General features: G+C 72.5%; 25 protein-coding genes. 9 read left to right on the forward strand and 16 right to left on the reverse strand.

Annotation, left to right across the window (positions count from 1 at the left end):
- The first annotated feature begins 117 nt into the window (after nucleotides 1–117).
- From AB0B41_RS16555 to AB0B41_RS16575, 5 genes are read left to right on the forward strand one after another with little or no spacing between them, the layout of a single operon-like run.
- Entirely contained in the window at nucleotides 118–1,407 is a 1,290-nt protein-coding gene (locus AB0B41_RS16555; protein ID WP_358203798.1) for a MaoC family dehydratase N-terminal domain-containing protein, read from the forward strand.
- Nucleotides 1,404–1,877 carry a MaoC family dehydratase N-terminal domain-containing protein gene (locus AB0B41_RS16560; protein WP_358203800.1) on the forward strand — a complete coding sequence of 158 codons (474 nt, stop codon included), beginning with the start codon at nucleotides 1,404–1,406 and terminating at the stop codon, nucleotides 1,875–1,877. The genes AB0B41_RS16555 and AB0B41_RS16560 overlap by 4 nt, the downstream gene beginning before the upstream one ends.
- Nucleotides 1,878–2,300, forward strand: coding sequence for a MaoC/PaaZ C-terminal domain-containing protein (locus AB0B41_RS16565; protein ID WP_358203803.1), 423 nt, complete (start codon nucleotides 1,878–1,880; stop codon nucleotides 2,298–2,300).
- 21 nt (nucleotides 2,301–2,321) lie between these two features.
- Nucleotides 2,322–3,521, forward strand: coding sequence for an acyl-CoA dehydrogenase family protein (locus AB0B41_RS16570; RefSeq protein ID WP_358203805.1), 1,200 nt, complete (start codon nucleotides 2,322–2,324; stop codon nucleotides 3,519–3,521).
- A gap of 13 nt (nucleotides 3,522–3,534) precedes the next feature.
- Nucleotides 3,535–4,644: an acyl-CoA dehydrogenase family protein gene (locus tag AB0B41_RS16575; protein ID WP_358203808.1), complete on the forward strand. Its 1,110-nt coding sequence runs from the start codon at nucleotides 3,535–3,537 to the stop codon at nucleotides 4,642–4,644.
- Here AB0B41_RS16575 and AB0B41_RS16580 read toward each other — a convergent pair.
- The 8 genes from AB0B41_RS16580 to AB0B41_RS16615 are packed head-to-tail and all read right to left on the reverse strand — an operon-like array spanning nucleotide 4,641 to nucleotide 13,132.
- Nucleotides 4,641–6,227 (reverse strand): AMP-binding protein, encoded by a 1,587-nt coding sequence (locus AB0B41_RS16580; protein ID WP_358203810.1) that lies wholly within the window; start codon nucleotides 6,225–6,227, stop codon nucleotides 4,641–4,643. The genes AB0B41_RS16575 and AB0B41_RS16580 overlap by 4 nt on opposite strands.
- Complete coding sequence (locus AB0B41_RS16585) at nucleotides 6,227–7,249, reverse strand: aldo/keto reductase (protein ID WP_358203812.1); 1,023 nt, start codon at nucleotides 7,247–7,249, stop codon at nucleotides 6,227–6,229. The genes AB0B41_RS16580 and AB0B41_RS16585 overlap by 1 nt, the downstream gene beginning before the upstream one ends.
- A 34-nt stretch (nucleotides 7,250–7,283) precedes the next feature.
- A complete protein-coding gene (locus tag AB0B41_RS16590) occupies nucleotides 7,284–7,520 on the reverse strand; it encodes a hypothetical protein (protein WP_358203814.1) in 237 nt (78 codons plus the stop codon).
- Nucleotides 7,517–8,710, reverse strand: coding sequence for an acyl-CoA dehydrogenase family protein (locus tag AB0B41_RS16595; RefSeq protein ID WP_358203816.1), 1,194 nt, complete (start codon nucleotides 8,708–8,710; stop codon nucleotides 7,517–7,519). Before AB0B41_RS16595 ends, AB0B41_RS16590 begins: the two co-directional genes overlap by 4 nt.
- The gene (locus AB0B41_RS16600; protein ID WP_358203818.1) at nucleotides 8,707–9,831 is read right to left on the reverse strand and encodes an acyl-CoA dehydrogenase family protein; all 1,125 of its coding nucleotides are present in this window, start codon (nucleotides 9,829–9,831) and stop codon (nucleotides 8,707–8,709) included. Before AB0B41_RS16600 ends, AB0B41_RS16595 begins: the two co-directional genes overlap by 4 nt.
- A gap of 60 nt (nucleotides 9,832–9,891) precedes the next feature.
- Nucleotides 9,892–10,782, reverse strand: coding sequence for an SDR family oxidoreductase (locus AB0B41_RS16605; RefSeq protein WP_358203820.1), 891 nt, complete (start codon nucleotides 10,780–10,782; stop codon nucleotides 9,892–9,894).
- 17 nt (nucleotides 10,783–10,799) lie between these two features.
- Entirely contained in the window at nucleotides 10,800–11,912 is a 1,113-nt protein-coding gene (locus AB0B41_RS16610) for an acyl-CoA dehydrogenase family protein (RefSeq protein WP_358203822.1), read from the reverse strand.
- Nucleotides 11,909–13,132 (reverse strand): acyl-CoA dehydrogenase family protein, encoded by a 1,224-nt coding sequence (locus AB0B41_RS16615; RefSeq protein ID WP_358203824.1) that lies wholly within the window; start codon nucleotides 13,130–13,132, stop codon nucleotides 11,909–11,911. Before AB0B41_RS16615 ends, AB0B41_RS16610 begins: the two co-directional genes overlap by 4 nt.
- Nucleotides 13,133–13,327: 195 nt before the next feature.
- On the opposite strand from AB0B41_RS16615, the gene AB0B41_RS16620 reads away from it, so the two are divergent.
- Both AB0B41_RS16620 and AB0B41_RS16625 read left to right on the forward strand, forming a co-directional pair.
- The gene (locus AB0B41_RS16620) at nucleotides 13,328–14,467 is read left to right on the forward strand and encodes an acyl-CoA dehydrogenase family protein (protein ID WP_358203826.1); all 1,140 of its coding nucleotides are present in this window, start codon (nucleotides 13,328–13,330) and stop codon (nucleotides 14,465–14,467) included.
- Between the two features lie 13 nt (nucleotides 14,468–14,480).
- Nucleotides 14,481–15,395, forward strand: a complete 915-nt coding sequence (locus AB0B41_RS16625; RefSeq protein ID WP_358203827.1) for an acyl-CoA dehydrogenase — start codon at nucleotides 14,481–14,483, stop codon at nucleotides 15,393–15,395.
- 14 nt (nucleotides 15,396–15,409) lie between these two features.
- Here the strand turns inward: AB0B41_RS16625 and AB0B41_RS16630 are convergent, their stop codons facing one another.
- The 6 genes from AB0B41_RS16630 to AB0B41_RS16655 all read right to left on the reverse strand — a co-directional run bounded on the left by AB0B41_RS16630 (nucleotide 15,410) and on the right by AB0B41_RS16655 (nucleotide 21,251).
- The gene (locus tag AB0B41_RS16630) at nucleotides 15,410–16,177 is read right to left on the reverse strand and encodes an enoyl-CoA hydratase-related protein (RefSeq protein WP_358203829.1); all 768 of its coding nucleotides are present in this window, start codon (nucleotides 16,175–16,177) and stop codon (nucleotides 15,410–15,412) included.
- Nucleotides 16,178–16,237: 60 nt separating this feature from the next.
- Nucleotides 16,238–17,041, reverse strand: a complete 804-nt coding sequence (locus tag AB0B41_RS16635) for an enoyl-CoA hydratase/isomerase family protein (RefSeq protein WP_358203831.1) — start codon at nucleotides 17,039–17,041, stop codon at nucleotides 16,238–16,240.
- Between the two features lie 393 nt (nucleotides 17,042–17,434).
- The gene (locus tag AB0B41_RS16640) at nucleotides 17,435–18,202 is read right to left on the reverse strand and encodes an SDR family NAD(P)-dependent oxidoreductase (RefSeq protein ID WP_358203834.1); all 768 of its coding nucleotides are present in this window, start codon (nucleotides 18,200–18,202) and stop codon (nucleotides 17,435–17,437) included.
- Nucleotides 18,199–18,603: a nuclear transport factor 2 family protein gene (locus AB0B41_RS16645; RefSeq protein WP_358203835.1), complete on the reverse strand. Its 405-nt coding sequence runs from the start codon at nucleotides 18,601–18,603 to the stop codon at nucleotides 18,199–18,201. The genes AB0B41_RS16640 and AB0B41_RS16645 overlap by 4 nt, the downstream gene beginning before the upstream one ends.
- Before the next feature lie 6 nt (nucleotides 18,604–18,609).
- Entirely contained in the window at nucleotides 18,610–19,581 is a 972-nt protein-coding gene (locus tag AB0B41_RS16650) for an LLM class flavin-dependent oxidoreductase (RefSeq protein ID WP_358203837.1), read from the reverse strand.
- A 23-nt stretch (nucleotides 19,582–19,604) separates the two neighbouring features.
- Nucleotides 19,605–21,251 carry a class I adenylate-forming enzyme family protein gene (locus AB0B41_RS16655; RefSeq protein ID WP_358203839.1) on the reverse strand — a complete coding sequence of 549 codons (1,647 nt, stop codon included), beginning with the start codon at nucleotides 21,249–21,251 and terminating at the stop codon, nucleotides 19,605–19,607.
- Between the two features lie 93 nt (nucleotides 21,252–21,344).
- Here AB0B41_RS16655 and AB0B41_RS16660 point away from each other — a divergent pair, with 93 nt between their 5' ends.
- Nucleotides 21,345–21,926 (forward strand): nuclear transport factor 2 family protein, encoded by a 582-nt coding sequence (locus AB0B41_RS16660; RefSeq protein ID WP_358203841.1) that lies wholly within the window; start codon nucleotides 21,345–21,347, stop codon nucleotides 21,924–21,926.
- Entirely contained in the window at nucleotides 21,923–22,855 is a 933-nt protein-coding gene (locus AB0B41_RS16665) for an SDR family NAD(P)-dependent oxidoreductase (protein ID WP_358203843.1), read from the forward strand. Before AB0B41_RS16660 ends, AB0B41_RS16665 begins: the two co-directional genes overlap by 4 nt.
- A gap of 311 nt (nucleotides 22,856–23,166) precedes the next feature.
- On the opposite strand, the gene AB0B41_RS16670 is transcribed toward AB0B41_RS16665, so the two are convergent.
- The gene (locus AB0B41_RS16670) at nucleotides 23,167–24,366 is read right to left on the reverse strand and encodes a thiolase family protein (protein WP_358203845.1); all 1,200 of its coding nucleotides are present in this window, start codon (nucleotides 24,364–24,366) and stop codon (nucleotides 23,167–23,169) included.
- Nucleotides 24,367–24,375: 9 nt separating this feature from the next.
- Complete coding sequence (locus AB0B41_RS16675; protein ID WP_358203847.1) at nucleotides 24,376–24,771, reverse strand: OB-fold domain-containing protein; 396 nt, start codon at nucleotides 24,769–24,771, stop codon at nucleotides 24,376–24,378.
- Nucleotides 24,772–24,836 lie beyond the last annotated feature (65 nt).

Here is a 24,836-nt window from a genome sequence, read left to right on the forward strand (position 1 = left end):
GGCGACCGTCGCAGCGGCGGATCCCTTTCGGACCCGGAGCCTTTAGAGTATCCTCATAGCAGGATCGGGCCGGCGCGCGAGGCGGCGGCCACCACGACGAACGACGAGGTGGACAGCGTGGTTGACGTCAAAGAGGAGTTCGACAAGAACACGGGGGCCGAACTCACGGACTCCGACATCGAGCGCGCCCGACAGTTGATCGGGGTCGACACCGCGAGCAAGTACCACGAGCACATCTCCACAGCGTCGTACGACGCGATCCGCAACTTCGCCTTCGGCGTCGGGGACGACAACCCGCTCTACACGACCGAGGAGTACGGGCAGAACACCCGCTGGGGCGGTCAGATCGCCCCGAACAGCATGTCGCAGATCATCGGCTACCCGATGCAGGGCGACCCGATGCCCGAGCACGCGAAGAAGGCCGCGAAGAGCCTCTTCAAGGGCATCCACGTGTTCGTGTCCGGCGGCACCACCGACTGGTACCGACCGATCTACCCCGGTGACCGCCTGTTCTCGTACAACGGCGAGGAGTCCCTCGACGTCAAGAACTCCGAGTTCGCGGGCCGCTCGGTGGTGAAGGTCCGCCGGGACGTCAAGGTCAACCAGCGCGGCGAGGTCGTGAGCGTCCACCGCATCCTGTCGGTGCTCACCGAGCGCAAGACCGCGAAGGACCGCGGCAAGTACTCGGCGATCGAGCCGGCCTCCTACACCGACGCCGACATCGAGAAGATCGACGCCGTCTACGCGGCGGAGAAGCGCCGTGGCGCCGAGACCCGGTTCTTCGAGGACGTCGCCGTCGGTGAGCAGCTGCCCGCCATGGCCAAGGGCCCGCTGACGGTCACCGAGGTGATCGGCTTCCACTCCGGCGGCTACGGCCACGTGCCTTACGGCCTCAAGGCCTCACGCCTGGCCTACCAGAACCGCAAGCGCATCCCCGCCTTCTACATCAAGAACGAGCTGGGCGTACCGGATGTGGCGCAGCGCCTGCACTGGGACTCGGAGTGGGCCAAGGCCATCGGCAACCCCATGGCCTACGACTACGGCGTGATGCGCGAGACCTGGTTCCACCACTACCTCACCGACTGGGGCGGCGACGACGCGTTCGTGGTGCGCCAGCAGGACTCGATGCGCAAGTTCAACTACCAGGGCGACGTGCAGTTCCTCTCCGGTGAGGTCGTCGGCAAGCGCGAGGAGAACGGCCTGTTCCTGGTCGACCTCACGATGAAGATGACGAACCAGCGGGACGTCGAGACGTCCTTCGGCGAGGCCACCATCGCGCTCCCCAGCCGCGAGCACGGCGCCACCCTGCTCCCGGAGGTTCCGGCCGACATCGCGCGCACCGCGACCCAGATGTGGCAGCGCCACCTGGAGATCACGGACGAGAAGCGCCGGGCGCCCAAGGCATGAGCGGCTTCCGGTTCCCGGTCGAGGCCGGGCACGTGATGCTCTTCGCCCGGGCGGTCGGGGACGACAACCCCGTCTACCGGGATCCGGAGACCGCCGCCGCGTCGGAGGTCGGGGGGCTCATCGCGCCCCCGACCTTCACCGCCGCGGCCATGCAGTTCGACCCGGACGCCCCGCTGCGGCCGCGGCCGGGCGAGAAGTGGTTCGGCTCCGCCTCCGGCCCGGGCACGATGCCCGAGGGCGGCGGCGGGCTGCACGCCGAGCAGCACTACACCTACCACCGCACCGTGCGGGTCGGGGACGTCCTGACCTCGACCTCACACCCGGGCGAGACGTGGGAGAAGCGCGGCCGCTCCGGTCGGCTGGTCTTCACGGAGAACGTCACCGAGTTCCGGGACGAGGCGGGCGAGCTGGTCGTCACCGCCCGCTCGGTCGGGGTGAAGCAGCTGCCGCTCGAGGAGGAGGGGTCGTAGATGGCGCTCAGCGCGAGCGGGCTCGAGGTCGGTGACCGGCACAGCCAGGTGGTGGCCGGCGACCTCCCCCGCACCCAGCTGGTGCAGTACTCGGGTGCCTCCGGCGACTACAACCCGCTGCACAGCGACGAGCCCTTCGCTCGCGAGGTGGCGGGCTACCCGGGCGTGTTCGGCCACGGCATGCTGACCATGGCGATGACGGGCCGGATGCTCACCGACTGGGTCGGCGACGGGCGGCTGCTGGACTACGGCGTGCGGTTCGTCGCCCAGGTCTGGCCGGGCGACACCCTGACGGCCACGGCCACGGTCCGCGAGCTCGGCGAGCGGGACGGGAACCCGATCGCCGTGCTGGACGTCGCGACCACCAACCAGGCGGGCAAGGACGTGGTCACGGGGACCGCGACCGTGCGTCTGGACCCCTGAACGAGTCCCTCGGAGGCTGAGGTGCTGGAGCTCGACGAGCTGGCGGGGTTCCGCCGGACCGTGCGCGAGTGGGCGGAGGCCCACGTCCCGACCGGGTGGGAGGCCAAGTACGAGAACGCGAGCGAGGCCGAGTTCCTCGAGTTCCAGCGCTGGTGGCTCCGCGAGCTGCGCGAGGGCGGATACGCCGTCCCGCACTGGGCGGCCGAGGACGGCGGCGGCGGGTACACGCTCGCCGAGCAGGTGGTGATCTTCGAGGAGCTGGCCCGCGCGAAGGCCCCGGGCATGCGTGCCTTCTTCGTGGCCTTCAACCACACGTACGGCACCCTGCGCGAGGGCGGCACACCGGAGCAGCAGGCCCGGTTCCTGCCCGCCATCCTCGACGGGCAGACCTGGTGCCAGGGCTTCTCCGAGCCCGGCGCCGGCTCCGACCTGGCGAGCCTGCGTACCCGCGCGGTGCTCGACGGCGACCACTACGTTGTCAACGGGCAGAAGATCTGGTCCTCAGGCGCCACCCGCGCCGACATGTGCCTGCTGCTCACCCGCACCGACCCCGCGGCGCCCAAGCGCAAGGGCATCACGTTCCTGTTGCTGGACATGAAGACCCCGGGCGTCGAGGTGCGGCCGATCAAGCAGGCCACGGGCAACTCCGAGTTCTGCGAGCTCTTCCTCACCGACGTCCGGATCCCCGTGGAGAACCGGGTCGGCGAGGAGAACCAGGGCTGGCGGATCGCCCAGGCCACGCTCTCCTCCGAGCGCGGGCCGACCATCCTGGAGCTGGCCGAGCGGCTGCGCAAGGCCGTGGACCTGCTCGTGGACCTCGCGACCGAGACCCCGCTGGGCTCGGGCCGGGCGATCGACGATCCCGTCGTCCGCGAGGCGATCGCGGAGTACGACACCAAGGTCCACATCTTGCGGCTGTTGTGCCGCAAGGTCGTGACCGACCTGATCGCGAAGGGCGGCGCCGGGCCGGAGGCGTCGATCGTCAAGCTCTACTACAGCGAGCTGCTGCAGTCGATCATGCGCTTCGGTGTGGAGATCGCGGGACCCGGCACCCACCGCTTCGCCACGAAGTCGCAGGTCGTCGGCTGGGAGTCAGGCGCCTGGATGCTGGACTACCTCGACTCTTGGGGCTGGACCATCGGCGGCGGCACCAACGAGATCCAGCGCACGGTCGTGGGCGAGCGGGTCCTGGGCCTGCCCCGCGAGCCCAGCGCCACCTGAGCGGGAGTACGAGATGAGTGGATCCGACACCGGGGTCGACCGCGCCGAGCTGCGCGCGGCGGCCCGCGACATGCTGGACGACCTGTCCGGCTCCGAGCAGGTCCGGGCCCGGCTGGCAGAACCGGCCACCGACCCGCTCTGGTCCCATCTGGTCGAGGTCGGCTGGACCGGGATCGACGTGCCGGAGGACTCCGGCGGCGCGGGCGCGGACTTCGGCGACCTCGCCGTCGTCCTCGTCGAGGGCGGGCGGCACCTGGCCCCCGGCACGTTGTTCGCCTCCGCCGTGCTGGCGGGCGGTGCGCTGCAGGCGAACCCGTCGCCCGCGAGCGGGCGGTGGCTGCCCGCGCTCGCCGAGGGCACCGCGCGCGGCACCGCCGCGCTGGCGGACGCGACCGGTCGGGTCGACGCCGCCGGGATCACCGCGCGCGCCGAGGGGTCCGGTTGGGTGCTCGACGGCACGTCCGCGCTGGTCCCGTCCGCGGAGGGGGCGGACATCCTCATCCTGCGCGCGAGGACCCCGGACGACGAGCTGCTGGTGGCCGTCCCCGGCGACACCGCGGGCCTGACGATCACGCCCGCCCCGATGCTGGACCTGACCCGCTCGTTCGCCGACGTCACCGTGACCGGGCTGGCCGTCGGCCCCGAGGCGGTCCTCGCCTCGGGAGCCGAGGGCGCGGCGGCCGTCGCCGCCCTGCTGGACCGCGCCGCGGTGGCGATCGCGGCGGACAGCCTCGGGATCGCCGACGTCGTGCTGTCCGGGACCGTCGAGTACGTCGGCCAGCGCGAGCAGTTCGACCGCCCCGTCGGCTCGTTCCAGGCGGTCAAACACCGCTGCACGGACATGCTGGTCGCCACCGAGACAGCTCGGTTGATCGTGGAGGAGGCCGCGGACCAGCCCGGAGACCCGATCTCCGCCTCACGGGCGAAGTCCTACGCCACGGACGCGGCCGCGAGCGTGGCGGCGGAAGCGGTGCAGCTGCACGGCGGCATCGGCGTCACCTGGGAGCAGGACTCGCACCTGTACCTGAAGCGGGCCACGCTGAACCAGGCGCTCTACGGGGATCCGCGCAGCCATCGGCGGCGGCTGGCGGATCTGACGCTCACCCCCGCGGCGGTCCACTAGTCGGGCCGTCTCCAGGCGCCCTCGGCGAGGTTCGCGAGCTCGGTCTTGCGGACCTTGCCGTTGGCGGTCTTGGGCAGGGTCTCGACGCTGCGGACATAGAGCGGAACCGCGTGCTTGGGCAGCTCCTTGCTCAACCGGGAGACCAGTCCGGCCTCGTCGACCGGCCCCCCTTCGGGCACGAGGACCAGCAGCACCTCCTGGCCCGCCGCCCGCGACTCCACCCCGACGACGGCGCACTCGGCGACCTCGTCGAGCCCGAGCACGACGTGCTCCACCGCTGTCGATGAGATGTTCTCGCCGAAGCGGCGGATCGTGTCCCGCATCCGGTCCACGAACCGGAACCCGCCGTCGGCGAACAGCTCCACCCGGTCCCCAGTGTGGTACCAGCCGTCCGCGGTCGCGCGGGCGGTCAGGTCGGGGCGGCCGAGGTACTCGCGCAGCATGAGCTCCCGCGCGGGCGGTCGGATGTGCAGCTCCCCGACGCCGCCCGGTCCGAGCTCGCGGCCCTGTTCGTCCACGACCCGCAGGGTGTACCCGCGACGCGGCCAGCCCGCCACCGCGCGAATCTCGGCGCCGAAGCGACGGTTCGTCACCGGGAAGCCGATCTCCGTACTGCCGTAGTTGTTCACGGTGGTCACGCCGAAGCGCTCGGTGAAGCGCAGAATGCCGGGGTCGCTGCCGCCCAGCACGATCCGCAGCGGGTGCTCCCCCGGCTCGGGCCCCGGGTCGTCGGCGAGCAGCCCGGCGATGGCGGCGAGCGACGCGTGGGTGATCCCGTAGGCCTGCACGTCCGGCCAGAAGTCGGTGCGCGAGAAGCGCTCCCGCAGGACGATCCGACCGACGGTGTCCAGCATCGTGATCACCGGAGACCGCCCGGTGACGTGGAACATCGGCCACATCGCGTAGGTCACCTCGTCGGGCCCGAACCACGAGCGCGGCACCCGGCCGAGCAGCGCGGTCATGTGCCCCCACGTGATCACGACGCCCTTGGCCGGCCCGGTGGTGCCGCTCGTGTAGATCACGCAGCACACGTCGCCGGGCCCTACGCAGACGTCCCGCGGTGTCGGCTCGATTCCGGCGAGCGCGTCGTGCGTCGGGTCGACCTCGAGCAGCGTCATTCCGAAGGCGCCCACCAGCTCGGTGTGCTGCGGGCGCACCACGGCGAGGGCCGCGCCGGAGTCGGTCAGCACGTGGCGCAGGAACTCCCCGCGCAGCGCGGGATCGACGGCCACCTCGTAGGCGCGGAGCAGGCTCACCGCGAACCACACGCAGATCGCGTCGACGCTCGCGGGCAGAGTGCTGACGACCCGGTCCGCCGGTCCGACGCCCGCCCGCTCCAGCCGCACGGCCCAGCGCAGCACCCGCTCGTAGGTCTCGCGGAAGGTCAGCGTGCGCCCGCTGGCGGTCTCGGTGAGGAACGGCTGGTCCGGCACGGTCGCGGCGAGGTGGGCCAGCCGGTTGGGGCCCAGGTTGGCCGGGTCCATGGCGGTGGCGAGGGCGTCGTCGTCCGCGGGCGGGACGTCGTCGGGTGGGACCCCGTCGGGGACGACACCGCCGGGTCGGATGCGGAACGCCTGCGCCATCAGCCGGTCCGGCGACGTTCCGCCGGGAACCGGATCGAGCGGGGCTCGAACGCGACGTCCCGCCGGGTGATGGTCTCGCCGGGCCGCACGACCTCGTCGATCCGGTCGAGGGTCTCGGCTGTCAGCGTGACGCTCGCGGCGGGCACTTGGCTCTCCAGCTGCTCCATAGTGCGCGGCCCGATGATCGACGACGTGACGGCGGGGTGGGCCAGGGTGAACGCCAGCGCGAGGGTGATCAGGTCCAGGCCGGCGTCCGCGGCGATGGCCTCCAGCTGCTCGACGGCCTCGGTCTTGCGCCGCCCCGTCGGCCCGTCCACGTTGCGACCGAGCTTACCCAGCCGCGACGCGGCCTCCGGGGTCTGGCCCGAACGGTACTTGCCGGTCAGCCAGCCGGAGTTGAGCGGGCTCCACACCAGCACGCCCATGCCGTAGCGGGCGCAGGTGGGTAGCACGTCCCGCTCGATGCCCCGCACGAGGATCGAGTACGGCGGCTGCTCGGTGCGCAGCGGCACGTGCCCGCGGCGCTCGGAGGTCCAGTGCGCCTCGACGATCGCCTCGGCCGGGAAGGTCGAGGAGCCGACCATGCGCACCTTGCCCTGGCGCACCAGGTCCGAGAGTGCGCCGAGCAGCTCGTCGAGGTCGGTCTCCTCGTCGAGCCGGTGCACCTGGTAGAGGTCGATGTGGTCGGTGTCCAGCCGGCGCAGGCTCTCCTCGCACGCCTTGACGATCCAGCGCCGGGACATGCCGCGGCGGTTCGGGTCCTCCCCCATCGGGTTGAAGAACTTGGTGGCCAGCACGACGTCGTCGCGGCGGCCCTTCAGCGCCCGCCCGACGATCTCCTCGGACTCCCCCTGGGAGTACACGTCCGCGGTGTCGACGAAGTTGATCCCCGCGTCCAGCGCCCGGTGGATGATCCGGACGGAGTCATCGTGGTCGGTGTTGCCCCTGGCCCCGAACGCCATCGCGCCGAGGCACAGGCTCGACACCCGCACCCCGGACCGGCCCAGTGCCCGCATCTCCATCTCGATCCATCCTCTCTCGAAGTCCGCCGCCGGGTCAGCCGGCCTGCCCGCCCTGCAGCCACGCCTTGCCTGCCTCGGCGCTCGGTCGGCCCGCGAAGGCCGGCTCCAGGGCGCCGGTGGTGCAGATCCCGTCGACCACGGCGATCGACGGGGTGAGCAGGTCGTCGATCAGCCCGTGGTGCAGCGCGTTGGCCACCTCGGGCCGGTTCAGTACGACCCGGACGACGTGCGGCGCAGGCGTCTCGTAACGCAGGAACCGGTAGTCGGTCATCGGGCAGGCATCCCGACATCGTGCGGCAGGCCGAGGACCTGCTCGGCGAGCGTGTTCCGCTGGATCTCCGCGGTGCCGGCGCCAATGGTCGACGCTCGCGTGCGCAGGAAGCCGTAGAGCCAGCGACCGTTCTCCACGGCCTCCGGGTCGCCGCGCTCGACGAGCCCCGCGGGACCCAGCAGGTCGAGGGCGACCTCGTGGATCTCCTGCTCGAAGCGGGTGATGATCAGCCTCGACACCGACGCGGCAGCCCCGGGCTCGCCGGTGGTCATGATCGTGTCGACGGTCCGTATGGCGTTGTAGCGCATCAACCGCACGCGGATCTCGAGCAAGGTGAACCGGTCCTGCACGAGGGGATCGGCGAGCAGCCCGAGCGAGCGGGCCAGCCGGGTCAGGTCGTCCAGCACGCGGCGGTAGAACGCTGCCTGGTTGAGCGCCAGGGCCGCGCGTTCGTGGCCGAGGCTGGTACGCACCAGCCGCCAGCCGCCGTTCTCTTCGCCGATCCGCTGGTCGACCGGTACCCGCACCTCGTCGAAGAACACCTCGGCGAAGGAGGCCCCGCCGGTCAGGTCTCGCAGCGGGCGCACCGTGATCCCCGGCGCGTGGATGTCCGTGAGCAGGTAGCTGATCCCCCGCTGCCGGGACTCCAGAGTTCCGGTGCGGACGAGGACGTAGATCATGTCCGCCTGGGTGGCGTGGGTGGTCCAGACCTTCTGCCCGCTCACGACGTACTCGCCGGCCGCCTCGTCGAGGCGGGCCGACGTGCGCAGGGACGGCAGGTCCGATCCGGCGCCCGGCTCGGAGAATCCCTGTGCCCAGATCTGCTCGCCGCGCAGCATCGGGCGCAGCCAGCGCTGCTTCTGCTCCGGCGTGCCGTAGCGGATCAGCGTGGGGCCCACGATGTTCAGGCCCGAGCCGAGCGGACCCGGCACCCGGGCCGCGGCGATCTCCTCGTGGTAGATCACCTGCAGTCCGAAGGGCAGGTCCATGCCGCCGAACTCGCGCGGCCACCCCGGACCGGCGAACCCGGCGTCGAACAGGGTCGCAAGCCAGGCCTTCTGCCAGGCCAGGCGAGCGCCGGGCTCCTTCGGACCCCGGCCGGGATGGTGCTCGACCAGGAAAGCCCGCAACCGGGTGCGGAACTCGGTGGCGGGCAGCTCGGCGAGGACGGGCGTGATCTCCCTGGTCACGACGCCTCCGTGGTGAGGGTCAGCAGGGAGGCGAGCCGGGCCCGGTGCGCGGCCGGGATGCCGAGCAGCCGCTCCGTGGTCTTGGCGCGCTTGAGGTGGAGGTGGGCGTCGTGCTCCCACGTGTACCCGATCCCGCCGTGCACCTGGATGTTCTCCTTGGCCGCCAGGGTGAACGCCGCCGAGCAGTGCACCGCGGCCAGCGCCGCGGCGACGGTGGACTCGATGTCCCCCGTGGGCACGACGGAGCCCGCGATGCGCACCGCGGAAACGGCCGACTCCACCTCGATGAGCACGTCGGCGAGCTTGTGCTTGATCGCCTGGAACGAGCCGATCGGCCTGCCGAACTGCTCCCGGACCTTCGCGTACTCGACGGCGGTCTCCAGACAATGCTGTGCGCCGCCGGTCTGCTCGGCGGCCAGCGCCGCGAGCCCGAGGTCGCGGGTCCGGGCCAGGAGCGCGCCGCCGTCCCCGGCGATCCGGGTGGCCGGGACGGCGTCGAGGTCGACGCGGGCGAGCGGCCGGGTGGCGTCCGTGGTGGCGAGCCGGCGCCGCACGGGCCCGACGCCCTGCACGCCGAAGAAGGCGAGCCCGTCCGGCGCGTGGGCCGCGATGATCAGCAGGTCCGCGGTGTCACCGTCGAGCACGAAGCCGGCCGTGCCGGAGATGGTCCAACCCGTCGGTCCCGCGGTCGCCGTGACCGCGACGTCCTGCGCCGACCAGCCCGCGGACTCCCCTACGGCGACGGTCGCGGTCAGGTCCCCCGCCGCGATCGGCGGCAGCCACCGCTCACGTGCCGCGGGGTCCTCGCACGTGGTGAGCAGCTGCGCCGCCAGTCCGACGGTGGCGAGGAACGGCGCGACCAGCAGGACCCGCCCCGCCTCCTCGAGCACCACCTGCAGCTCGGCGAGCCCCACCCCGGACCCGCCGTACTCGACCGGCACGGCAAGCCCGTGCAGGCCGAGCTCAGCCGCCATCCGGGTCCAGACCGCGGGGTCGACCGTCTCGCCCGCCGAGGCCATCGCGCGGGCCCGCGCGATGGGGGCGTGCTGCTCCAGGAACCCGCGGACCGCCGCCCGCAGCTCCTCCTGCTCGCCGGTGAGCGCGGTCCCCGCCGCGCTCACCGCCGATGTCCTGTCGCGAACATCGTCGTCCGCCTCCCCGGGTCGGCTGAGTGGGGATCGTCAGTAGGGGATGTTGAGCGAGAACGGCACCTCGGCGAGCCGCGGCGCCTCCTTGGCCAGCTCGTCGAGCGTCCAGCGGTGGTCGATCTCGATCTTGTCGATGATCGCCCAGGGCTGGAACAGGTGCACCGTGCCGCCGTGCACGAAGAAGGACCGGCCGGTGATCGGGCAGTCCTCGGTCGCCAGGTACGCGACGAACGGCGAGATGTTGCCCGGGTCGTTCGGGTCGAACTCGCCCTCGGCAAGCTCCGGCTCGGCGGAGAGGCCCTGGGTGAGTCGGGTGCGCGCGGCCGGGCAGATGGCATTGAGTCGCACGCCGTAGCGGTTGAGCTCGAGCTCGGCGATATGGGTCAGGGTGGCGATGCCGGACTTCGCGGCCCCGTAGTTGGTCTGCCCCACGTTGCCGAACAGGCCGGAGGTCGACGCGGTGTTGACCACCGCCGGGTAGAGCGCCTTGCCCGCCTTGTGCGCGTCCCGCCAGTAGCGGGCCGCGGCGCGCAGCGGCATGAAGTGCCCGCGGAGGTGGACGCGAATGACGTCGTCCCACTCGTCGTCGGTCATGTTCACCAGCATCCGGTCCCGCAGGATGCCGGCGTTGTTGACGAGCACGTGCAGCTCGCCGAAGGCGTCGAGCGCGGACTGCACCAGGTTCTGCGCGCCCTCGGCGGTGGTGACGTCGTCCCCGTTCGCGACGGCCTCGCCGCCCGCGGCGACGATCTCGTCGACGACCTGCTGGGCAGGCGTTGCGTCCGAACCGGAGCCGTCCGCGGCGCCGCCCAGGTCATTCACGACGACCCGGGCCCCCTCACTCGCGAACAGCAGCGCGTGCTCACGCCCGATCCCTCGGCCGGCGCCGGTGATGATCGCAACCCGACCGTCCAGTGCTCCCATGTCCGTGGTCCTCTCGTTCAGATGCCGAGCAGCACGGCCAGCCGCTCGCGCTGCCGGGTCGCGTCGCCGAACAACAGCGCGTCCGCGTGGGCGCGCCGGTAGTACAGGTGGGCGTCGTGCTCCCAGGTGAAGCCGATGCCGCCGTGCAGCTGGATGGTCTCCGTGGCGGCGAACGTCGCGGCATCCGAGGCGACTGCCTTGGCCGCGGCCGCGGCGACTGGCAGCGCCGCCGGGTCCTCGACGGCCACCCGCGCCGCCTCGTACACGGCCGCTCGCGCCGACTCCAGGCCGAGCAGCATGTCCGCCAGCCGGTGTTTGACGGCCTGGAAGCTGCCGATCCGGCGGCCGAACTGGGTGCGCATCTTCGCGTACTCGACCGTGGTGTCCAGGCACCACTGCGCGGTGCCGACCAACTCGGCGGACAGCAGCGTGAGCGCCAGGTCCCGGGTGCCGGCGAGCACCGCCTCGGCGGCGCCGTCCTCGCCGATGAGCCGCGCCTCGACGCCGGCCAGCTCCAGCCGGGCCTGCTTGCGGGTGCGGTCCAGCGTCTCGAGCGCCGTGCGGGTCAGCCCCGCGGCGTCGGCCCTGACCGCGAACAGCGCGAGCCCGGCCTCGGTGCGGGCGCTGACCACGAACAGGTCGGCGGCCATCCCGTCGAGCACGAAGTTCTTGTGCCCGGTGAGGGCGAACCCGCGGGCGGTGCGCTCGGCCCGCACGGTCGCCGCGCCGGGCTCCCAGGACCCGTCGTCCTCGGTGACCGCGAGGGCCGCGATCACCGACCCGTCGCCGATGCCCGGCAGCAGGTCCTTGGCCGCGGCCCCGTCGTCCGCGCGCAGGATCGCGTCCGCGGCCAGGGTGGTGCCCAGATATGGGGCGGCGTAGACCGCGCGGCCCGCCTCCTCGGACACCAGCACCTGCTCGACGATCCCGGCGTCGCCCCCGCCGTACTCCTCCGGTAGGGCGAGACCCTGCAGGCCCAGCTCCCCCGCGGCGATGGCCCAGACCGCGCGGTCCAGCCCGTCGGTGGTCTCCATCAGCCGTCGAACCTCGGTCGACGGCGAGCGGTCGGCCAGGAAGCCGCGGACGATGCCGCGCAGGTCCTCCTGCTCCGGGGTGAGAACGAGGCTCATCGTCCGGCCTTCCCTGTGAGCTCGCGGAACGGGACGTCGCGGTCGACCTGCGGCTCCTTCGGCAGGCCGAGCACGCGCTCGCCGATGATGTTGCGGAGGACCTCGTCGGTGCCGCCCGCGATGGACAGCGACGGCACGAAAAGCAGTGTCGCCGCCCACTGGCCGTCGTCGGAGCCCCGGCCCCACGCGGTCGCCGCCGGCCCCGCCAGCTCGGCGCCGAGCCGGGCGGAGAGCCGGGCGTGGTCGGTGCGGACCAGCTTGGCGACCGAGCCCTCGGGGCCGGGCGTCTGTCCACGCAGGATCGCCGAGGTGATCCGGTCGCCGAGCAGGCCGACGGTGCGCTCCTGCAACCAGAGGTCCACGAGCTTCTGGCGCAGCACGGGATCATCGGACCGCCCCATCTCCCGGGCGCGGCCGATCAGGTCTTCGGCGGACGGGGTGTCGTTCATGGCCCGGACCGCGCCGAGCGAGACGCGCTCGTTGGCCAGTGTCGTCGTGGCCGCCAGCCAGCCGTTCCCGACACCGCCGAGCACGTTCTCGGCCGGGATCCGCACGTCGTCGAAGAAGACCTCGTTGAAGTGCGCGCCGCCGTCGATCTGGGTGATCCGGCGCAGGGTCACGCCGGGCGCGTGCAGGTCGAGGATGAACATCGTGATGCCCTTGTGCTTGGGCACATCCGGGTCCGTTCGTGCGATCACGATGCCGTAGTCGCAGTACTGCGCACCGGAGGTCCAGATCTTCTGGCCGTTGAGCACCCACTCGTCGCCGTCGAGTACCGCGCGGGAGCTCAGGCCTGCGACGTCCGAGCCTGCACCGGGCTCGGAGAACAGCTGGCACCACACCTCCTCGCCGCGCAGCATCGGCCGGATGTAGCGCTGCTTCTGCTCCTCGGTGCCCACGGCCAGCACCGTCGGACCGCACATGCCGAGCCCGATGATGTAGGGCCCGAGCGGCAGGTCGTAGTCCAGCGAGGCGACGTTGAACAGGATCTGCTCGCGGATGCCGAGGCCCTGGCCGCCGTACTCGGTGGGCCAGGAGATGCCCGCGAACCCGTTGTCGAACAACAGGGCCTGGCACTCCTTGGCCCGCTTCAGGTACTCGGCCTCGTCCCGGACCCCGCGGTCGCGGCCGCCCTGGGCGGCCCAGCCGTGTCGCGGGGCCTGCTCGGCGAGCCACGCCCTGGCCCGCTCCTCGAAGCCCGTCTCGGTGTGCTCCGGCACGGCGTCTCCCTCACGTCCTCGTGGATCCCGTCGCAAATTACAGCATACTCAATGGCTTGCCTTCGACTGCGGCGCACGTCACACCGGACTTCCCGCAGCCGCTCGGCAGCAGGTGGCATTGGGTGTACTTTGACTCAGATGCGTCAGGGTGGGCGCCACCGTCTCCGCCCGCTGGACGCGCGGAGAGGGGTACCCATGGACTTCACCTGGACCGACGACCAGCAGGCCTTCCGGGCCGAGCTCGCCGGCCTGCTCGACGAGATCGTCCCCGCGGGCTACCAGAACTTCGATCTCGCCGAGGAGGAGTGGGCGGAGCGCTCGAAGGACTACTGCGGGCGCCTGGCCGACGCGGGGTGGCTGACTCCCGCGTGGCCCGTCGAGTACGGCGGCCGAGGGGCCGACGGCTGGCAGCAGCTGGCCGTGGCGGAGGAGATGATCCTGCACGGCGAGCCCCGCGGCGGGCAGTACATGAACGTCAACTTCATCGGGCCGTCGATCATGATGTTCGGCACCGAGGAGCAGAAGGCCTACCACCTGAAACGGATCAGCCGCGGAGACGTGATCTGGTGCCAGGGCTTCTCCGAGCCCGACGCCGGCTCCGACCTGGCCTCGCTACGCACCCGCGCGGTGCCGGACGGCGACCACTTCGTGATCGACGGCGAGAAGATCTGGACGTCCAACGCCCTCATCGCCGAGTACTGCATGCTGCTGGCCCGCACGGACCCGCAGGCGGCCAAGCATGCGGGGATCACCGTGTTCCTGCTGCCCATGGACACCCCGGGCGTCGAGGTCCGCAAGATCCCCGGCGTCGTCGGCGAGGGCGCGTTCCACGAGGTGGTGCTGACCGACGCGCGGGTGCCGGACTCGATCGTGCTGGGAGAGGTGAACCAGGGCTGGCCGCTGATCCGCCGGGCGCTCGCCTTCGAGCGGGTCGGCGTCGCGCGCTACGCCAGGGCCGAGCAGTACCTCGACGAGATCGTCGGCGCCGCGCGCGAGCGCGGGTTGCTGGACCAGACCCGCATCCGCGCCGAGATCGCCCGCGCCCAGGCCGCCTGTGACATGGCGCGGGTGCTCGTCTGGAAGGTGATCGACGACCGGGAGCGCGGCAGGCCGGACAGCCCCACCGCGTACGTCTACCGTTCCGCCGCCGTCCGGGCCGAGCGGGCCGTCATGGAGGTGGCGTTCCAGGTGCTCGGCACCGACGGGTTGGAGGACCACACCGTCGCACACCGCCAGTTCAAGTGGGGCATGACGGCCGGGGTCGCCTCGGGGACCGCGGAGGTCCAGCTCAACCTCATCGCCCGCCTCGCCCTCGGGCTGCCGAAGCCCGTCTGACCGGGAGACAACCATGGACTTCACCCTCGATCCCGTCCAGACCGACCTGCGGGAGGCGTGTACGACCCTGCTGGCCCGGCACGCGGGCACCGACCGCGCTCGCGAGCTGCGCGCCCGTGGCGGCGTGGACGCCGAGCTGTTCGCCGCGCTCGACGACGCCGGGTTCCTCGACCTCGCACCCGATCCCGACGCGGGTCCGCTCGCCGCCACCCTGGTGACCGAGTGGACGGCCGCGGCGGGCGGCGTCGGCCCGGTTGGAGCGCGGACGCTGGTGGCGCCCGCCGTGCTCGACGCACCGCCGCGCACGGTCACCGTCGCCGACCGCCGCTCCTCCGGGCCCGTGCGGTTCGGCACCGACGTGGAGGCCGTGGTCCTCGTCGACGGTGCCGACGCCGTGCTGGCCCGCCGCGGCGGGTTCACCGCGGTCCCGGTGCCCAGCAGCTTCGGCCATCCGCTGGCCCGCATCGAGACGACCGACGTGGAGCCGCTCGCGCCCGGCGCGGGTGACACGGTGCGTCGCTGGTGGCAGGTCGCACTGGCCGCCGAGATCGCGGGCTGCGCCAGGGGCGCACTGGAGCGCACCACCCGTTACCTGACCGAGCGCGAGCAGTTCGGCAGGCCGTTGGCCACCTTCCAGGCCCTGCAGCACCGGCTGGCGGACTGCCACGTCCGGGTCGAGGGGACCTCCTGGCTCACCCGGCTCGCCGCCGAGCGGGGGGCACCCGCGGACCTGGCCGCGTCGGCCGCGACCGCCGCGGTGGAGACCGCCGGAGTGGTCCTGCAGGAGACCCACCAGCTGACTGGTGCGATGGGCTTCACGCTGGAGTACGACCTTCACGTCTGGACGCTGCGGTTGCAAGATCTCCGGCTGGAGGCGGGTGGCGTCGACGCGCACGCCGACGCGCTCGTCGCCGCCCGCTGGGGCTGACCCGCCGCGCGGGGTCAGCGGCGGAAGCGGGCGGCGCACTCGGCGAACTCGGGACCGGTGAGCAGGCTGCCCTGGACTGCGCCCAGGGCGGCCAGCTCGGCGTCGGCGCCCTCGGTGAGCGTCCGACGCAGGGCCGCCTTGCTGCGGGCCAGAGCCACTGGCGGCAGCGCGGCGAGGTCGGCGCAGAGCTTCAGCGCCCGGTCGAGCACGGCGTCGGGCTCCACGACCTCGTGCACGAGATTCCAGCGCTCGGCCGTGGCTGCGTCGATCCGCTTGCCGGTCAGCACCAGCTCCGCGGCCCGGGCCCCGCCGAGGAGCCGGGTCAGCCAGGTCGCGCCGCCCATCCCGGGCACGAGGCCGACGCCGATCCAGGAGCTTGCGAACACCGCCTCGCTCGAGGCCACGCGCAAGTCGCAGACTGCGGCGAGGTCCAGGCCGGCGCCGAGCGCGGCACCGTTGACCGCCGCCACGACGGGCACGGGAACCTCGCCGAGCGTGCGCACGAGCCGATGGAACTGGCCGTAGATCGTCTCGCTGACGGCCAGCGCCCCGCGGTCCGCGACCGCGGAGAGATCCGTGAGGTCCCCGCCGGCACAGAACACCGGCGGGGCACCGGTCAGCAGGACCGTGCGGGCCCCCGCAGCCGGCGCTGCGGCCACGGCGTCGGCCAGCGCGGACACCAACGCCACGGTGAGTGCGTTGCGCCTGTCCGGGCGGTCGAGCGTGAGGACGAGGGTGTCGCCCTCGCGTCGTGTGCTCAGCCCGTCTCGCTCATGCGTCACGGAGTACCTCCAGCGATCGTTCCAACCGATTCACAGGACACTCTATGCGAGTCACGCTCATCAGGCCTCATCGTCACCGGGCTCACCCCGGCCGAACGACCCACGCGTGAAGCGAGCGGCGACCTCGGCCCGCGGCCGCCCCCGAAACGCCGGGAACCGGGCCGCGAGGCGGGACCACCGCACCGCCTCCTGCTTGCCGAGATCACCCTCGACGGCGAAGTAGCCCATCATCGTGCGGACCCCCTCGGGATGAAGACCCGCGATGTGCCGCGCCATCCCGACAGCGGTGTCCGCCAGCTCCGCGCCGGGCACGCACCGGTTGACCAGCCCGATTCGCTCGGCTCGCGCACCGGACAGGGCGGGGCTGAGCAGGAACACCTCCTTCGCCAGGTCCTGGCCCACCAGCCTGGTCAAGCGGGCAGGCCCGCCCCACCCACCGAGCGCAAGCCCGAAGTGCGGCATGTGTCGGTCCGAGAACTCAGCCGTGTCTGCTGCGATCCGCAGGTCGCAGGCCAGCACCAGCTCGAGTGCCCCGGTGGTGCACACTCCGTCGACCACCGCGATCGACGGGGTCAGCAGCTCGTCGATCAGGTCGGTCACGATGTCACCGCGGGGCCTGCCCGTAGTCGCCGCGGCCGCCTTGAGGTCCAGACCGCTGCTGAAGCAGGGCCGCCCGTCGGGTCGGGGGCTCCCGGTGAGCAGCCATACGTGTACGTCTGGATCCCGCTCGATGCGCCGCACAGCGTGCTCCAGCTCCTCCATCAGCTCGCGGTGCAGCGCGTTCGCCACCTCGGGCCGGTCGAGCACCACCCGCGCCACGTGCGGGGCCGGGGTCTCGTAACGGATGTGCGTGTAGTCCCCCATCGAAGTCCTCCGATCGGTTGTGGGGTCATAGGTGAGGCAATACCTCGCGGCCGAGCAGCTCGACCGCGGGGCGGCCCGCGCGGCGTCGGGAAGGTGGCCGAAGGTGACCAGCAGGTCCTCGCACCCGGGCGGCGCCCAGCGGCGGACGCAACGGGGCGAGGTCGACCGAGGTGGAGAGGCGCAGGCAGGTGGTGCGCGCGGCGACGGCCGCAGGTACCAGCAGCGGCGCGGGCGCCTCTGAGAGCTCCGGTGTGAACCGGTGGTCGCAGTATCGCGACGACGTCGTAGTCGAGCTCCTCGGCGAGCGTGCAGACCTCGTGCACAGGCTCCCACCCCGAGGCAGGGCGGGGTCCGGTGCGACGGCCGGGGTCAGGCCCACCCGCGGCCGCTCGCTCACCCCGGCAGCACCCCGGCGGCCCGCAGGTCGTCCATGGCCAGCACCTCGCCCGTCCGCTCGGCGGGCAGCGCGAGCACGGCCACCGCGCCCTCCGCGAACTGCTCGGGTGTGCAACGGGCGGTGTCCCGCAGGTGCGGTGCCGCTAACGTGACGGCCTCGGTGGGCACGACCTCGTCGATCCGGATGCAGTTCACCGCCACCCCGGTCCCGACGAGCTGCCCGGCCAGCCCGGTGGTCAGGCGCTCCAGGCCGAGCTTGCTCACCGAGTACGGCAGCTGGACCACACCGTCGTCGAGCGCGGCGATCGAGCTGAGGTTCAGCACGCGGCCGTTGCCGCGCTCCAGCATGCCGGGAAGGAAGGCGTGCAGGAGCATCACCGGCCCGAACAGGTTGACCCCGACCGCTGCGCGCCACTTCGACGGCCGCACGGCGAGGAAGTCGCCCAGGAAGCTCACCGCCGCGTTGTTGACGAGCAGGTCGCACCCGCCGAACCGGGCCTCCGTCTCGGCCAGGACCCGGGCGACGTCCTCCTCGGAGGACACGTCTGCCGCCACGACGAGGTGATCGGCGCCCAGAGCGACCAACTCCATGGCGACCTCCTCCAGCGTGCCGGGCAGCGCCTTGTTGGGACGCTCCCGCGTGCTGCGTCCGACGAGGACGACCTTCACCCCGGCCCGCCCGAGCGCCAACGCCGTGGTCCTCCCGAGGCCCCGCGCAGCACCCGTGACGACCGCGACCCGGCCGGCGAGGTCCGCCGCGCTCATGCCCGTGGCACCCGCAGCATCGTGAAACGGCGGTGCCGGATCCGCCAGCCGGCCGGCGTGCGCACCACTTCGTCCACATAGGAACCCGAGCCCACCAGCCTGCCCGGCAGAATGCCGAGCACCCGGCTGTGCAGCCGGACCGGGTCGCCGCCCGCCACCCGGATGTTGACCATGAGGTGGGCAAGCGGGTGCGCGTCGGTGGAGTCCATGTGCGCGCGGATCGCGTCGAGCCCACGCAGCACGAGCGTGCCCTTGACAGTGATCTCGAAGACGGCGTCGTCGGTGAACACGGCCGCCAGCCCCGGCCAGTCCCGCGCGTCGATGAGGTCGCCGTAGAGCGCGGGGATCTCGTGCAGCTCGAGCCGGTCGGCGACGTCGAGCGCGCCCTCGGTGGTGGTCACGGCTTCTCACAGGTCCTTGAGCAGCGGGGCGAGGTGGTCGCCGAGGGAGCGCAGGTGGGCGAGCGCCAGGTCTTCGGGAAGGGCGCCTGGTGAGACCCAGACGAACACGGTTTCGACCGGGATGTCCCGGGTGCGCTCGGCGAGCTGCGCGGCCGCGTCCTCGGGCGTGGTGACCAGGATGTTCCCGAGGCCGGGGGTCAGGCCGCGGGCCCGCGAGACCTCGGCGTCGAACGGCCGCGGCGCGGGACGACCGGTGCCCTCGACCGACGCCTGCCGGTAGCTCTCCCACTGGTGGGTGTGATGTGGCTTCACCCGGGCCCAGTCGCGCTCCGGGTCCTCGGAGACGAAGAGGTTGACGGTGCCGCTCATCCGCGCGGCCGCGGGGTCGTGACCGCCCTCGGCAAGGCCCTCGCGATAGGGCTCGAGCAGCGCGGGGTTCAGCGAGAGCAACCCCTCTCCCAGCCTGCCCGCCCGGCGGGCGCCCTGGGGACCGTTGTAGCCCAACCAGATCGGCAGCGCGGACTGCACCGGCGGCGGGGTGACACCGCCGTCGCCCCACAGTCTGCGCAGCTCCCGCACGGTGCCGTCGGTGGCCTTGTAGCGGGACGTGAAGTCCGCGCCGTACAGGGCGAACTCCGGCGGCCGATAGCCCGCGCCGAGGCCGAGGTCCAGCCGTCCGCCCGAGAGGACGTCGACGACGGCCGCCTCCTCGGCGATCTGCGCGGGCGGCCGCAGCGGCGCCAGCATGACCGCCGTGCCGAGCCGGATCCGGCTGGTCCGCGCCGCGACCGCGGCGGCGAAGGTCAGCGGCTGGGGCAGGTAGCCGTCGGCGAACAGGTGGTGCTCGGAGAACCACGCCGAGCCGAGCCCGAGCCGCTCCGCCTCCTCGCAGAGCTCGAGCGAGAAGCCGTAGAGCCGCGACCAGTCCTGCCGCCACTGTGGCGGGTTGCGCAGGTCCAGGTAGACGCCGAGCTGCATGCACACTCCTTCGTGGGCGCCCGTCAGACGGGGACGGGGCGGTCCTCTCCGTCGATCCTGTTCTTCAGCTCGGCCTTGCGGACCTTGCCGGTCGCCGTGACCGGCAGCTCCGCGCACCAGCGCCAGTGGACCGGTGTCTTCTGCCGGGCGACGCCGCGCTCGGCCAGGTGTCGCGCCAGCTCCTGCTCGCCGGGGCGAGGCACGGCCGGGTCCGCCACGAGGAACGCGGCGGGGACCTCGCCGTACCGGGCGTCCCGGGCCGCGACAACCGCGACCCCGGCGACCGCCGGATGCTCGCCGAGGACGTCCTCGATGTCGCGGGTGCTGAACTTCTCCCCGGCCCGGTTGATCGTGTCCTTGATCCGCCCGGTCACGGTGACCGTCCGGTCCGGCCCGACGACGCCGAGGTCGCCGGTGGTGAACCAGCCCTCGGCGTCGACCTGGGCGTCGGTCTCGGCGGCGACGAGATAGCCGAGCATCCGCTCGGGTCCCCGGACCCGCAGTTCGCCCTCGACGCCCGGCGGCAGCGCCCGCCGGGTCTCCGGGTCGACCGCCTGCGCCTCGACGCCCTCGGCGAGCCTGCCGTCGGTGTCCAGCCGGACGTGGTCGTCGTCCGCCGGGGTGCTCGCGGTGACCGACGGCAGCTCGGTCATCCCGTAGACGCGGGCGGCCCGGATGCCGACCTGCTCGCCGACGGCGAGGCCCGCCCGGCCCACGGTCTGTCCGCCGCTGACCCAGACCCGGATCGAGGGCCGCACCCCCGCCTCGAGACACCGCCTGGTCACCTCGGCCAGCAGCACCGGCGCTCCCGCACAGAAGGTCACGCCGTGCTCGAGGAGCTCCGACGCGGCCCGTGCCGTGGACGTCAACCGCGACAGGACGAGCGAGCACCCGGTCAGCCCCGGCACGAGCACGCTGTGGATCAACCCGCTGACGTGCGCGATCGGCAGCGCGATATAGGACCGGTCCTGGACCCCGACGCCCCAGATCCGCTGGGACTGCAGCGCCTCGGCGATCAGCGTCCGCGAGGAGTGCACCACGCCCTTCGGCGCCGACGTGGTGCCGGAAGTGAACAGCACCAGCACGGGATCGTCGGGCGAGACCGGCTGCGGGCCCGGGTCGGGACCCGCGGCGGGGTCCGCGAACGGCGTCCAGCCCGGCTCCTCGCCGTCGAGCACCAGCCGGACGCGCGGGTGGAGGCCGAGGTCGCCCAGCACCCCGTCGAGCATCACGGCGATCCGCTCACCGCGGTGCTCCGCCGCCGCGACCACCGCCGCGGGCTCGACGAGCCCGAGGATGTGCCGCATCTCGTGGCTGCGGTAGATGTCGACGACCGGGACCACGACCGCGCCGACGTGCCAGGCCGCCCACACCGCGACGACGACCTCGCCGAGGTTCGGCGACTGGACCAGGACCACGTCCCCGCGGCCGATCCCACCCGCGCGCAGGAACCCCGCGACCCGGCTCACCTCCGCGGCGAGCTCGGCGTGGCTGCGCCGCACGGGCTCGTGCCCCTCCCGGGTCACGTCGACCAGGGCGGGAAGACCGGCGAAGGTCTCCGCGTTGCGGCGGGGCAGCTCGTTGAGGACCGCGTCGGAGACCAGCCCGGCCGCCGCGTGCCGGGCGGTCAGCCGGTCCGGGAGCGGCCGCGTCGCCTGATACCGGAGCACGTGGCCATCAGAACACAGCGACACGAGAAAAGGAACACTCAATGCTGTTCGGCGTCTTGCCCGCACGGGCCCGGAGAGGCGAGAGTGCACTCCATGACCCGAGTCACGCCCCCGACGGAGACCGACATCGCCCAGCGCCTGGACCGCGTCGAGTCCCAGCTCGCCATCCGCGACCTCGCCGCCCGCTATGCCCTGGCCGTGGACTCGCGAGACCTCGACTCGCTCGCCGAGCTGTTCGTCGCCGACGTCGACAACGGCCGCGCCGGGAAGGGCCGCGGGGCTCTGAGGACATGGTTCGGCGAGGTCCTGACCGGCTTCTACCGATCGATGCACTTCGTCAGTGGACACGTCGTCGACCTCGTCGATTCCGACTACGCCACCGGGAGCGTGTACTGCCGCGCCGAGCACGAGGACGGCGACGCCTGGGTGGTCATGGCGATCCGCTACCTCGACACCTACCGCCGCGACGACGGCGTCTGGTACTTCGAGCGTCGCAGGCTGCAGCCCTGGTACGTGGCGGACGCCTTGGAGCATCCCCAGGACGCCGCCTTCTCCCGCTGGCCGGGGCGCGAGCAGTCGCAGCCCGCCCGACTGCCGAAGGGCTTCCCCACGTGGGAGCCCTTCTGGGAGGGCGCCGGGAGTGCGGTCCGCGTGTCACGGACCGCCCAGCCGTGACCACTCCGCAGCTCCTGCCCACCGCCGCCGAGGTCACGGCCGGGGTGGACCTGACCGGGAGCCGGGCGCTGGTCACCGGCACCACCGCCGGCATCGGCGCGGAGACCGCCCGGGTGCTCGCCGCTGCGGGCGCCGAGGTGCTCATGACCGGCCGCACCGAGGAGGGTGCCCGGGCGGCCTGCGCCCGGGTCGCGGCCGACGTGCCCGGCGCCCGGCTCGTCCCGCTCGCACTCGACCTGGGGTCGCTGGCGAGCGTGCGGGCCTGCGCCGCCGCGCTGCTGGCCGACGGCGCTCCGCTGCACCGGATCATCGCCAACGCCGGCGTCATGGCCGCGCCCGAGGGCCGGACCGAGGACGGCTTCGAGACGCACATCGGCGTCAACCACCTCGGCCACTTCGCGCTGCTCACAGCCCTGCAACCAGCCCTGCTCGCGGCGGGTTCGGCCCGCGTCGTGATCCTGAGCTCCGCCGGGCACCGCTGGTCCGACGTGGACCTGGACCGGCTCGCCGAGGGCCCCGCTCCCTATGACCCCTACCTCGCCTACGGCGCCTCCAAGACCGCCAACGCCCTGTGCGCGGTCGAGCTGGACCGCCGCTGGCGAGACGACGGGGTGCGCGCCTTCGCCGTGCACCCGGGCGCGATCCACACCGATCTCGGACGGCACTTCAGCACCGCGGACCGGGAGCAGATCGAGGCCACCGCCGCCACCAACGGCATCGCCTTCCGCACGGTGCCGCAGGGCGCGGCGACGAGCGTCTGGGCCGCCGTCGCCCCAGAGCTCGCGGACCGGGGCGGGCTCTACCTCACCGACTGCGCGGTTGCCGAAGTCACCGGCCCCGAGTCCCCGCGGGGCGTGCGCGACTATGCGCTGGACGGCGAGCACGCGGCCCGGCTGTGGACCGTCTCCGAACGACTCGTCGGCTGCTGAGGACCCCGGAGACGCCGCACGTCTCCTGCGATCTCACCGGAGAGGTCCCCATGCCCAGGTTGGCGCGCACACCCCTGTGGGCTGACGGCTGCGGTCACCCCGATCGCGGCGCTCACCGGCAGGGCCTCGAGCGGCTGATCAACTGCACGACGCCGACCTCCGCGGTCCGCGGCGGTTCCACGACGTTGGCGTCACCGGACTGGCACGACGTGGGCCCGATGCCCTCCCGCCCGTCCTGAACAGCCCGACCCGCCGGCGGGGCCTTCGCAGAGACCGACGGGTCGGTCTCCGCGTCGGCCTCCGCCGCGCCGTCAGAGAGCGGACTTCTCGAGCACGTGCACGCCGCAGGCCGAGCCGAGGCCGATGACGTGCGCCAGCCCGACCTTCGCCCCGGGGATCTGCCGCGGTCCGGCCTCGCCGCGCAGGTGGGTGGCGATCTCCCAGACGTTGGCGATCCCCGTCGCCGAGACGGGGTGGCCCTTCGACTGCAGCCCGCCGGACACGTTGACCGGGGTCTTCCCGTCCCGCCACGGCGCGCCGGACTTGAAGAAGTCCACCGCCCCGCCCGGCTCGCACAGCTGCAGGTTGTCGTAGTGCACCAGCTCGGCGGTGGCGAAGCAGTCGTGCAGCTCGACGAGGTCCAGATCCTCAGGGCCGATGCCCGCCTGCTCGTACGCAGTCGTGGCCGCCTGCCGGGTCAGTGTGTTGACGTCCGGCAGGATCTGGCAGGCCTCCTGGTACGGGTCGCTGGTCAGCACCGAGGCGCTGATCTTGACCGCGCGGCGCTGCTGCTCGCGGGAGAGCGTGCGGAGCTTGGCCTCGCTCACCACGACCGCCGCCGCGGCCCCGTCGCAGTTGGCCGAGCACATCGGCCGCGTGTTCGGGTACGCGATCATCATGTCGTTCATGATCTCGTCGAGCGTGAACCGCTTGCGGTAGGCGGCCTTCGGGTTCAGCGTCGAGTGCGCGTGGTTCTTCTCCGAGATGCCCGCGAACAGCGCGAAGTCCGCCCCGCCGTAGCGGTGCCCGTATTCCATGCCGATCTGTGCGAACACGCCCGGCATCGTCTCGGTACCGATCCGCCCGTCGAGCGGGGCGACCGCGCCGAACCGGCCTTCACGGGTCCACTCGTTCCCCTGGGCCGCACGTTGGTTGCCCGTCAGCAGCCCGGCGCCCGCCAACTTCTCGACGCCAACGGCGAGGCCCATGTCCGCCTCGCCCGCCTTGATCGCCATGATCGCGACGCGCAGCGCGGTCGCACCGGTGGCACAGGCGTTGGCCACGTTGAACACCGGGACGCCGGTCTGACCGATCTGCTTCTGCAGGGCCTGGCCGAATCCGGAGGGTCCCATCAGGTTCCCGGCGCCGATCACGCCGATGTCCCGGATGGTGACCCCGGCGTCCTTCAACGCGCCGATGGCCGCCTCGGCCCCCAGATCGAGGACGTCCTTGTCCTTGTGCTTGCCGAAGTTGGTCATGTGGATCCCGAGGATCCAGACGTTCTCCGCCATGGTCGCCTCCTACTCGGCCGGTTCGAAGCCGTACCCGACGGCCTCGACCCCGGAGTCGTCCTTCCCGACCGGCACGGTGGTCAGCCGCACCTTCATGCCGAGGGTCACGTGCTCCGGGTCCGCCGGCACGTTCACGATGTTGGACCGGACGCTGGTGCCGTCGCAGTCAACGACCCCGGCCACGAACGGAACCTCGACGCCTTCGGCGGCGAAGTGCACGATCGTGAAGCTGTGCAGCGTCCCGGTGGTGGGAACCCGCACGCGGCGGAACTCCTCCTGGAGCCCACAGTTCGCGCATGCGCTGCGCCGGTCGAAGTAGCGCGCCGCGCAGTTCGGGCACTCCTGCGCCACGAGGTGCGGCTCCTCGTCGAGGACGAGGTAGTCCACGAGGGAAATGCGGTCCACGACGCTCCTTTGCGGTCGTCAATGAGTATGCTGAAGAGACTACGGCGCCCGCGGCGCCGACGATA

Source organism: Pseudonocardia sp. NPDC049154, from assembly GCF_040648315.1.
In the GTDB taxonomy this organism is placed as follows: Bacteria; Actinomycetota; Actinomycetes; order Mycobacteriales; family Pseudonocardiaceae; genus Pseudonocardia.

What these genes read in the sequence shown, in the direction of transcription:
- AB0B41_RS16560 (WP_358203800.1), top strand. Translation starts at nt 1,404, where the DNA reads ATGAGCGGCTTCCGGTTCCCGGTCGAGGCCGGGCACGTGATGCTCTTC.
- AB0B41_RS16565 (WP_358203803.1), top strand. Translation starts at nt 1,878, where the DNA reads ATGGCGCTCAGCGCGAGCGGGCTCGAGGTCGGTGACCGGCACAGCCAG.
- AB0B41_RS16575 (WP_358203808.1), top strand. Translation starts at nt 3,535, where the DNA reads ATGAGTGGATCCGACACCGGGGTCGACCGCGCCGAGCTGCGCGCGGCG.
- AB0B41_RS16580 (WP_358203810.1), bottom strand. Translation starts at nt 6,227, where the DNA reads ATGGCGCAGGCGTTCCGCATCCGACCCGGCGGTGTCGTCCCCGACGGG.
- AB0B41_RS16585 (WP_358203812.1), bottom strand. Translation starts at nt 7,249, where the DNA reads ATGGAGATGCGGGCACTGGGCCGGTCCGGGGTGCGGGTGTCGAGCCTG.
- AB0B41_RS16590 (WP_358203814.1), bottom strand. Translation starts at nt 7,520, where the DNA reads ATGACCGACTACCGGTTCCTGCGTTACGAGACGCCTGCGCCGCACGTC.
- AB0B41_RS16605 (WP_358203820.1), bottom strand. Translation starts at nt 10,782, where the DNA reads ATGGGAGCACTGGACGGTCGGGTTGCGATCATCACCGGCGCCGGCCGA.
- AB0B41_RS16610 (WP_358203822.1), bottom strand. Translation starts at nt 11,912, where the DNA reads ATGAGCCTCGTTCTCACCCCGGAGCAGGAGGACCTGCGCGGCATCGTC.
- AB0B41_RS16620 (WP_358203826.1), top strand. Translation starts at nt 13,328, where the DNA reads ATGGACTTCACCTGGACCGACGACCAGCAGGCCTTCCGGGCCGAGCTC.
- AB0B41_RS16625 (WP_358203827.1), top strand. Translation starts at nt 14,481, where the DNA reads ATGGACTTCACCCTCGATCCCGTCCAGACCGACCTGCGGGAGGCGTGT.
- AB0B41_RS16635 (WP_358203831.1), bottom strand. Translation starts at nt 17,041, where the DNA reads ATGGGGGACTACACGCACATCCGTTACGAGACCCCGGCCCCGCACGTG.
- AB0B41_RS16640 (WP_358203834.1), bottom strand. Translation starts at nt 18,202, where the DNA reads ATGAGCGCGGCGGACCTCGCCGGCCGGGTCGCGGTCGTCACGGGTGCT.
- AB0B41_RS16650 (WP_358203837.1), bottom strand. Translation starts at nt 19,581, where the DNA reads ATGCAGCTCGGCGTCTACCTGGACCTGCGCAACCCGCCACAGTGGCGG.
- AB0B41_RS16660 (WP_358203841.1), top strand. Translation starts at nt 21,345, where the DNA reads ATGACCCGAGTCACGCCCCCGACGGAGACCGACATCGCCCAGCGCCTG.
- AB0B41_RS16670 (WP_358203845.1), bottom strand. Translation starts at nt 24,366, where the DNA reads ATGGCGGAGAACGTCTGGATCCTCGGGATCCACATGACCAACTTCGGC.